Genomic DNA, 9,506 nt, shown 5'->3' on the forward strand with positions numbered 1-9,506 from the left:
CCATCCTTCTCTCCGCTACAAGGCTTCTTTTTGTTGTTTATCTTTGCTAAAGCGTTCCGTTTTGTACCATCGGGTTTCCTCGCGGAGAAGCACCCGTTTGGTCTCCAGAAACAATGCATACATCACCAGCACAATCCAGAGCTGGGAGTAGGTAAAATACATGAACAAAATAATCAGTATGTTTTTCAGCGTAAATTCCGTTCTCTCTATACTCAATGCGATCATGACTTCCGTAACGTACAAGAAGAAGGCCAGAATCCACAGAATGATGGCGACGATACCGATGTTGAGCTGCAAATCGACAAAGAGGTTAATGATAAACAGCATGTCCGAAATAATGACGCCCAGGAAGAACAAAAAATACGTAAAGAAGAAGTACAGAATGTCGAACATAATGCTTTTCTTCCGCAAAGAAAACAAGCTGCCGGCGAACTTCAGCACCACGTATTGATTGCCGCGTGCCCACCTTGTCCTCTGCTTCCACCATACCTTCCACGTTTCCGGCTCCTGCTCCCAGGTAATAGCTGCCGGGAAAAAACGGATATAATAGCCGCTATTATAAACTCGAATAGTCAGCTCGGTATCTTCCGCGAGTGCTTTCTCGTCCCAGCCCCCTAACTGCTCGATCAGGCTTCTGCGAATGGCAAAATTCGTCCCTGGAATGGTCGTCACCTTGAACCAGTTGAACCGGCCGGCCTGGGCCATCCATTGAAAGCATATGGTCTCGATATTAATGAACCGAGTGAGAAGATTGTGTGCAGCATTGACAACACGAAACTTGCCGACGACCACCCCGGCCTTGGGATCATTCAGCATGGCCAGAACCAAATAGTACACTGCCTTGCGCTCCGGGGTATTATCCGCATCATATACGACAATAATATCGCCGGTAGAATGCTTAAGCCCTTGATTCAACGCTCCTGATTTTCCTTTGCCCGCGTGGGGCGGTTTAGTATGGACCACCTTCACGGAAGGATATTTGGCGGCATACTTGTCGGCAATCTCCCCGGTCCGGTCTGAAGAGTTGTCGTTGATGACGACGATTTCCAGCTTTTCTTTCGGGTACTCGAGCCGAATCATCGCCTTCAGGGTTCGTTCGATGACCACCTCTTCGTTATGCGCCGGAATCAGAATGCTGACCTTGGGCAGAGGAATCCCGTTCTGCTCCCACCGCTTGATGGGCCGCCGGAAACGCAAATAATGCAGATAGCCTCCTTGCATCAGAAACATGTGGTACAGGAGCATGATCCAGATGACGGACAGCGAAATATAGAATAGCGTGTTAGCCATGATTTCTTCTCTCCTCAAACAGCTGTTTACGCAAGCTGAGCCGAATCCGCAATGTATATAGCAAGAAGGCGATAACCATGAACGTAACTACAGCGGTGACTATCCACAGAACCTTCTGTACTGTCCCGGCCTCCCAGAACTCGGCTAACTTCGAGAAGAAACTGTCCCCCGTATAAGGTCTGTCCGAGCGGTCGACAGCGGAGAACTTCTCCGATTTGCGATGTTCCAATGTTTTCATATCGATCCATCGCAGACCGGGTATCTCCTCGGCGTAGGCAATCATGTCCCTGAGGCCCTTCACCCCCAGATACGGGTGGTAGAACATTCCGATCATCCCGTCCTCTATAAAACTCATCTGCTCCAATTTTTCGGCAAAGTCCCCTATTGGAGTCAGCGATTCCGGATCGTAATACCCGACGGTTTCCGGCAGCAGAGTCATCCCGCCCAGGAAAGAGGGGCTGGTTACATAAGGGGCGGTGCTCATATGATGCCAATCCTCATTCCCTAATTGGGTCTGCCCGAGGAGATAAGTGAAATATTCCGATACCCACCGATAACCCTCCAGGCTCATAGTGTAGTGGGGGGCCTCGAAGCCAAGCGGATACAATCCAAGCTCTGTTAACTCCTGGATGCCCTTCTCCAGCCGTTCCCGGGTATAGCTCTCCTGAAACTCCAGCCTGTCCCTCAAATAGGCTTCATATTGTGCTTCGGAGGAAAAATGATGGCGCCGCTTGACCTCAATTACCGAATCGGGCGGACCGGAAATCGGAATGTTGTTCTCGACATCCCAGAACTCGAAGCCTTCTCCGGTCTCAGACGACCGGTACTGGTGCGTATAGCCGTGAAGGATGATGCTTGCTCCGCGTGCCTGCAAATCTCTCAGCACTTTGACCATTTCAGGTTTATCTTTAAGTCGGTACTGCGCATGGGTGTCCTGATTGGTATAGACGGGGATAACGGCGATCATGAAAGGAATTTGCTTATCTGCCAGGTATTCGCCTGCTTCTTTCACGAGATTGGGGTCGGAGAAGGGATGCACATCCTCCAGACGGATGTAGGCCAGCCGCTCACCTTTATGCTTCTCGTCAAAGAAAGAATAGAGGCCTTCCCCCAGAAAATGGATAAAGGGTGCATCCAGATTGGGTGTCGCGAAGTAGGCGTCGCCTTCGTGTACAGACAACAGAGGAATAGAATACTCTCCTCTCCAACCTTGATATACGGCTTCTCCCTGACGAAGAAGCACCTGGATGGCCGGATAGTTCTGATCCAGAAGCTGGTAGGAGGAAGCGTCTTTGCTTACTTTGTTAATTTCCGTCTTGCCCAAGACTTCAAGGAAGGAAAACCTGCCGGCCAGCTGCTCTATATTTTCTCCAATGACCAGCAGCGGGCCGCGATATGCTGTCAGAAGCTGCCTGCACTGCTCCGGTAAGCTCCGGGATACTTTGCCGTAATACACCACATGCGTACTATCGCGGATCGCTTCTTCAGTCACCTGGTCATCACTGACAAAGACAAGGTCGGCTGTAAAATGCCCCAGCACCAGATCGAGAATCCGCACCGAATCGTCCGGCTCACCCTGCTCGGTGGAATACACGACCAGTATTTTTCTCAGTTCCTGCCCCTCCGTATTTTCGGAAGAGGCGGCTCCGGCGGCTTTCAGCGGAATGCTGCAAAGAATATGGAGCGCACAGACCAGTGCCAGACAAACCATTATTTTATTGAATGTATTGCTCAAGCTCATGATTCGCATTCTGTACCAGCTCCATATAGTCACTTAAACTTTCGTTGTAGCTAGAAATGCCGAAAGAGAAGGTCAGCGTTACCTTCTTCCTCTTGTTGATCAGCTCATGATTTTTGCATAAATGCTCTATTTTCTCTATAACAATATCAACGTTGGTTTCCGAAGTATTTGTTAGGATGATGGCAAAGGTGTCTTCTTCCAGACGAAATTTGCGGTCGGTCCTTCTTGTGTGATTCCACAGAATCCCGGATAACGTCTGCATAAGATGATCGGCTTCCTTCTGTCCGTATAAGGAGCAGAATTTGTCGTAGTACTTGATTTGAATAAGTAACAGGGAGAATGGAGCCTGCACACGCTGCGACCGGTTGAATTCCTCCTCCAGCTCGAAGAAGAACCGGCGGTTATTATCAAACCCGGTCGTTTCATCGATCGTAACGAATTGCTCGAATTTATCGCTCATTTCCTTATGCTCGGCAGACAGTGTCATAACCCATTTGTGCAGCAGTCCGGTAATGATCGGTGCCGCCAGGAAAACAACCATCCACAGAACGATCGCTCCCTCGGAGGGCAGTGAGGCCGAGGAGAAGAACGCGGCCCAAATCAGTGATGTCCCGAACAGAAACATAACTACAAGACTGACCCCCAAGCCGGGCAATAAGCCAAAGACAACCCCAGTTATAACTATGAGCAAAGCCGACCCGAAGAGCAGCATGTCGGATAGCGAAATTCCGGAGTAGTCGCCTACTATCCAGCCAAGCACGATAATCAGCAGCACTAACAGGCATTGAATAATATAATAGTTCTTTCTAGCGTAGAAGCCCTTCATTAAGCATCTTCCTTTCGGCCAATAACGGGACAAGGTTGTCAAAGATATGAGTATCGTTGGTATGATAGTCCACATAACCGCCATACCACTTGCTGTCCGGATCCCGCGTTTGGTAACGAATCATTCGATAGTACAAGTCCCGGGCAAACTCATCTTCGTCGAACTCTAAAGCGCACAGAATGGCCAAGCCGTACACCGCGGGCGATTCGAAAGAGACGGAAGGTTGCTTACTGTCAGCGTCATATCTGCCGTACAGCATCTCGTGCATATAGAATTCATCCTTAAGAAAAAGCCACGACTCATCGGAGCGCACTCCCGCCTGTGCCCGGTGATAAATAACGTACAGCAAATCGATTAAATGGACCTCGTCATTATAAGAATACTGCTCCGTGCTGACATCATAGGAGAACGGGAAAAACCCGTTATTCTCCGGAAGATCTGTAAGCAGCTTTATCCCCTTGTTATAAAGGGGCTCCGGAAGCCGTTCATGCTTCAGCATTTCTTTAAGAGCAGACGGGCTCAGGTAGGACAAGGTTAGAACCGGACTTGTCCATTGGGAAGCACGGTCATAGAAGTCCGTAAAAATTTCGTCGGTCAGCTGGTTCTTGAGCAGGCTGCCGGCAATGGCATCGGCCAGCTCCTTATACTTGGAGACGGACCAACGGCCCGATGCCTTGTATAAAGCTTCCATAATTCGCAAATCATCAATCAATGCATTCGTGGTGACCGGGCCGTCCTGCCCGATCTTCCAATATATCCATCCGCCATCTTCCATAAAATGTTCACTTAAAACATCAACATTCTGTTCAAACAGCATCTGGTCGTTCTTCTCAAGCGCATAAGCCAACCATAATCCGATGGATTCGGATAGTGCCTCCGCACCTTGAGCAGTTTCCTTGCTCTCCGTTGAACGGGGCTGCAGATTGGTCTTCAGCGTCCCGTCTTCGTTGATCATTTGGCGCCGTATAAAGATTTCGCCCGGCAGCATGCCGGCCTCGGATAGAGAATCCGCCGCCGCCTCACGCATCGGCTTGGCAGATCGCTGGGTGTAGAGTATCGTTATAACACAAATCATGATCACCGCCAAAATAATAGCTGCTGCCGGCCATCCTTTCCACTTTCCGATCACTGTGAGATCACCGTGCTTCCTTAACTCGTTCTATTCTGTTAACCTGCTTCGATCGTCCGAACCTTACGAAGGTTTTTCCTCAAAATTCGACAAAATTTGAATATTACTCTATTAAACCGTGTGAACCTGAACATTTTCTGAAACTCGGGCCGTGACTTTAGTACCGGTTTTGTTATTTCCGCTCCAGGCCGCTAATTGGACCGATGTTCTTCGAGCTTCTGAGCCTGCCCCTCTTTCCAGGCCTGATACCATTCATTAATCTCGGGCTGCGGCTCCGCATCATATTCGGTGGACAGCATGGTCTTCAGACTCTCATACTGCCGTTCTACCGAACTGCGGTCACCCAACTCTTCATATAACTGCATCAGGGAAAAGTAAATATTTTCCATATAGGGATGAATCCTTTGGATGCGGTGATAGAGACCAATGGCATTCATATAGTCCCGATTGGAAACAAAATAATCGCCAATCTGCATGGCGTGCTGAGTCCAAATCGTTCTTAACCGCTGCCTTTCATTCTCCGCCCACAAATAATCATAATCGGCCAGGTAATCCCCGCGATACTCTTCCAATAGCGATATATGTATAGGTAGATTGGCTTCCGTCAGCGGCGGCGCCTTGCGCAGCCCGCTCTCCCATTCATCGACGTCCAGCCTGACCTGCTGCAAATCCAGCAGGTACCCTTCCTCATAACTTTTGATAGCCACGTCTACCCCGGCTGCGGTCAGCATTTTACGAATTTGATATACCGTGGTGTAGAGCTGGGTGAACCCTTTCTTCCAATCTACATCCGGCCATAACAGGTCCAGCAGAACATCCTTGCGCACTGCTTTCCCCCGATGATGCAGCAAGTATGCGAACAGCTCCTGAGCCTTGTTGGTTCTCCACCGGACCTCAACAATTTGGGAAGCCTCCGGAGGGCCGCTTTCGATCTGAAGACTCTGAAAGCTGCGTATCCTGACGGAAAGCTGCGGGGCGGCAGGCCGCTGGCCCATCAGCCGCTGAATTGTTTTGGTCAACCGTTCCTGACGAGGCGGTTTAAGAATATAATCCAAGGCATGAAGTTCGAAAGCTTTCACAGCGTACTCGTCATATGCCGTAACGAATATGATCCGGACATCCGGCAGAGCGGATTGAAGCTTCTCTGCCACCTCAATCCCGCTTATCTCGGGCATCTCCACGTCCAGAAAAACAACATCCGGCTTATGAGCCAAAGCGGCTTCCAATGCTTGCCGGGGATCCTGGTATTGCCCTACTATTTCAACCCCCCAATCTCTCGCAGCAATAGCTCCAGATGGCTGAGTGCCAGACGCTCATCGTCTACAAGAATAGCTTTCATGATACAGCTGCCTCCCGTTTAGAAATACCGAATAACGACACTAATCTTCTCGATTTTCGGGCTCGATTTAATACATGTTGTAACACACTATTACTACCAGACTATACTCCATTCCGATTGTAACCCTAGCATTGACAGGCTGCAACATTATTCCAACTGGCATTTGGAGGGATTAGACGATTTTTGTCGAATGAATTAAACATGAAAATGAGAACCATTTTATCGATTACCGGATTATTCTTGCTTTTGATCACTGGAATCCGCTTAGCCTGGATGGGATTTCAGACGATTCCCGAGCATCCGCGAGCTGTACAAGGAATATTGGATTTGCGGGACTGGGATCTGCCATCGAATCATACCATTACCCTGAATGGAGAATGGGAATTCTACCCTCATAGACTGATCCAGCGGGACCCTGTCCAGACGAATCTGACTGAAGAGGACAAGGGGTTTCTTCAGGTGCCCGGAAATTGGATTATGTCTGAATCCGCGCAGACGCATCCGACGTTCGGGGCAGGATCCTACCGTCTGCGTATATTGGTTGAACCGGACAGCGTACAGCCCTTTGGCCTTCGAATCCCCGATATTCCTGCCTCTTCCGAGGTATTCGTCAATGGGCAATTGTTAGGTCAATCGGGATATCCGGCTCTGAGCAGCGATCAATATACAGGCAAGGAAATCCCGTATACCCTTTCCTTTACAACTGATAGGAACGAGATAGATATTGTCATACACGCCGCCAACTTCGATAATCTGCGAAATGGAGGGATAAGCCACCCTATCAAGTTCGGAACGGCGGCCGCCGTAAACAAGGAAACGATGATCTCTATCGGCCTGCAGTTAATGGTTTGCGCTATTTTGCTGATGCATGTTTTTTACAGCATTGTTTTATATTTCATAGCACAACAGCAGAAGGTTCTGATCTACTTCTCTTTTTTGATCGTGTTTGCCATTCTAACGATATTGGTCGCCGATGGCTGGTTTGGCTGCCGCTCAACTACGAATGGACTCAGAAGCTGCAAATCATCGTCTACCCGGGAGCGGCCATATTCCTGTTCGAATTTGTGAGCAGATTGTTGTCCGGCAAATCCGTCAAGCGAGTCTTACATTGGTACTCTATCGTATATGTTCTATTATTGTTATTTATTCTATGGGCACCGCCCGAATATGTTGAGATGGCCAAAACTCTGAGGGTCGTCTACCTGTTATTTGCTTTCCTGGCCGTACCGTTCCTGTCCCTTCGCAGTACGCTGCGGGGGAATAAAGATGCCTTGTTTCTGCTGCTGGGAACAACCGCTCTTATGGCCAACATCATCTGGGGTGTCTTCAAAAAATCAGACTGGTTGAATGTAGAATATTATCCTGTCGACATGATCCTGGCTTGCCTGGCCTTCGCTACCTACTGGTTCAGACGTTATTTCCGTACGGCCGCCAAGACGAAGCAGCTTGCCGAGAAGCTGCAGCGGGAGGATAAGCTGAAGGACGATTTTCTGGCGAACACCTCGCATGAATTGCGCAACCCGCTGCATGCGATTCTCAATATTGCTCAGGCGGTGCTGGACAGCAAGGCTTCAGCAGATGATAAAACGAGCAAAAATATGAACCTGCTTATGACCATAGGCCGCCGTATGTCGCTGCAGTTGAATGATCTGCTGGATCTGACCCGCCTGAAAGAAAACCGTGTCCGGCTGAACATAACCTCTCTTCGGGTACAGACGGTGGTATCGGGTGTGCTGGATATGCTTCGGTTCATGACCGAAGGCAAGCCGGTCCGTTTCGTCCATCGGATCCCGGATAACTTCCCGCCCGTAATGGCAGACGAGAACAGGCTCATTCAGATCTTGTTCAATCTGCTTCATAATGCGGTGAAATATACCCATGAAGGAACTATTACTATAGACGCTTCTATTAAGGAAGGGATGGCCCGGATCCGGGTCGAGGATACCGGCATAGGTATGGATGAGGAGACCCAAACAAGAATCTTCCAGCCTTACGAACAGGGTGATTCCAGCATCACCGCGATTGGAGGAGGAATCGGGCTGGGATTAAACATCTGCCAGCAATTGGTGGACCTGCACGGGGGAACGATCGAGGTCCACTCCGTCCCGGGACAGGGCTCCGTGTTCACCTTTACCCTGCCTTTGGCCGAGCCGGCAATTATACAGGAGGAGCCAGGCCTTCCTTCGGTTTCCCAAGCGGAAAGCGAAACGGCGGCCGCTTGTGCTGAAGAGCCATCCCGAGCTCTGAGCGAAAGCTCGTCTCGGGCGGCTCCCGGACCTGCTATCTCCCGAATCTCATCTGACGTGCCCAGGCTGCTGGCCGTAGATGATGATCCGGTCAATCTGAATATACTGGAGGCCATTCTGTCTTCCGAACCTTACGAAATAGTAACGGCAGCAAGCGCTCAGGAAGCCTTGGCCATGCTGGAAGCGGGAGAGTGGGATTTAATCATCTCGGACGTGATGATGCCGAAGATGTCGGGATACGAATTGACCCGCAAAGTCCGCGAGCGCTTCTCCCCCTGGGAGCTCCCTGTCCTGTTAGTGACCGCTCGCAATCAGTTGGAGGATATCCAGACCGGTTTCCTTGCCGGCGCCAACGATTATGTGACCAAACCGGCGGAGGCTGCCGAACTGAAAGCCCGGGTTTACGCTTTGACCGGGTTAAAGAGGTCCGTGCACGATCGGCTGCGTATGGAGGCGGCCTGGCTTCAGGCACAGATTAAGCCTCACTTTATGTTCAATACGCTGAACTCCTTGGTAGCTCTTAGCTACATTGATATGCCTAGAATGCGTACAATGCTGGAAGCATTCGGGGATTATTTACGCACGAGCTTTGACTTTCAGAACTCCGAGCGGCTGGTCCCTCTAGAGCATGAGCTTGGCCTCGTTCGCTCCTATCTGGCTATAGAGAAGGAACGGTTTGAGGATAGGCTGCAGGTTTCATGGGAGATTGACCATAATGTTGCACCGGTCATCCCCCCGCTATCTATTCAGCCTCTGGTGGAGAACGCGATTCGGCACGGTTTGAAGAAGCGGTCCGAAGGAGGGCTGCTTCGCATTCGGATAACCGATATGGGGGACCGGGTCGAAATTTCCATTGAACATGAAATCGGAAAGTAACCTCGTCAAAAAGTGAAAGATCCGGGCCGTGACAGGTTTTTCTGTCATAAAAAGTTGCT

At 49.9% G+C, this 9,506-nt stretch carries 7 protein-coding genes; 2 read left to right on the forward strand and 5 right to left on the reverse strand.

Translation table 11 applies throughout. From position 1 onward, the window contains the following. Positions 1-15: 15 nt before the first annotated feature. From FS806_RS20810 to FS806_RS20830, 5 genes are all read right to left on the reverse strand, one after another. Positions 16-1,290, reverse strand: a complete 1,275-nt coding sequence (locus FS806_RS20810) for a glycosyltransferase family 2 protein (protein ID WP_144940465.1) — start codon at positions 1,288-1,290, stop codon at positions 16-18. Further along, positions 1,283-3,040 carry a polysaccharide deacetylase family protein gene (locus FS806_RS20815; protein WP_144940467.1) on the reverse strand — a complete coding sequence of 586 codons (1,758 nt, stop codon included), beginning with the start codon at positions 3,038-3,040 and terminating at the stop codon, positions 1,283-1,285. Before FS806_RS20815 ends, FS806_RS20810 begins: the two co-directional genes overlap by 8 nt. Further along, on the reverse strand, positions 3,006-3,857 hold the full coding sequence (locus FS806_RS20820) for a diguanylate cyclase domain-containing protein (RefSeq protein WP_186328466.1): 852 nt from the start codon (positions 3,855-3,857) through the stop codon (positions 3,006-3,008). The genes FS806_RS20815 and FS806_RS20820 overlap by 35 nt, the downstream gene beginning before the upstream one ends. After that, positions 3,838-4,932, reverse strand: a complete 1,095-nt coding sequence (locus FS806_RS20825; protein ID WP_222126738.1) for a hypothetical protein — start codon at positions 4,930-4,932, stop codon at positions 3,838-3,840. The genes FS806_RS20820 and FS806_RS20825 overlap by 20 nt, the downstream gene beginning before the upstream one ends. A 245-nt stretch (positions 4,933-5,177) precedes the next feature. Then, entirely contained in the window at positions 5,178-6,212 is a 1,035-nt protein-coding gene (locus FS806_RS20830) for a response regulator (RefSeq protein WP_260982198.1), read from the reverse strand. Between the two features lie 314 nt (positions 6,213-6,526). On the opposite strand from FS806_RS20830, the gene FS806_RS26865 reads away from it, so the two are divergent. Both FS806_RS26865 and FS806_RS20835 read left to right on the forward strand, forming a co-directional pair. Then, positions 6,527-7,393, forward strand: coding sequence for a hypothetical protein (locus tag FS806_RS26865; RefSeq protein ID WP_260982199.1), 867 nt, complete (start codon positions 6,527-6,529; stop codon positions 7,391-7,393). Further along, positions 7,351-9,447 carry an ATP-binding protein gene (locus tag FS806_RS20835; RefSeq protein WP_260982200.1) on the forward strand — a complete coding sequence of 699 codons (2,097 nt, stop codon included), beginning with the start codon at positions 7,351-7,353 and terminating at the stop codon, positions 9,445-9,447. Before FS806_RS26865 ends, FS806_RS20835 begins: the two co-directional genes overlap by 43 nt. Positions 9,448-9,506: the final 59 nt, after the last annotated feature.

The sequence above is a fragment of the Paenibacillus sp. 32O-W genome (assembly GCF_007679495.1).
GTDB lineage: Bacteria > Bacillota > Bacilli > Paenibacillales > NBRC-103111 > Paenibacillus_L > Paenibacillus_L residui.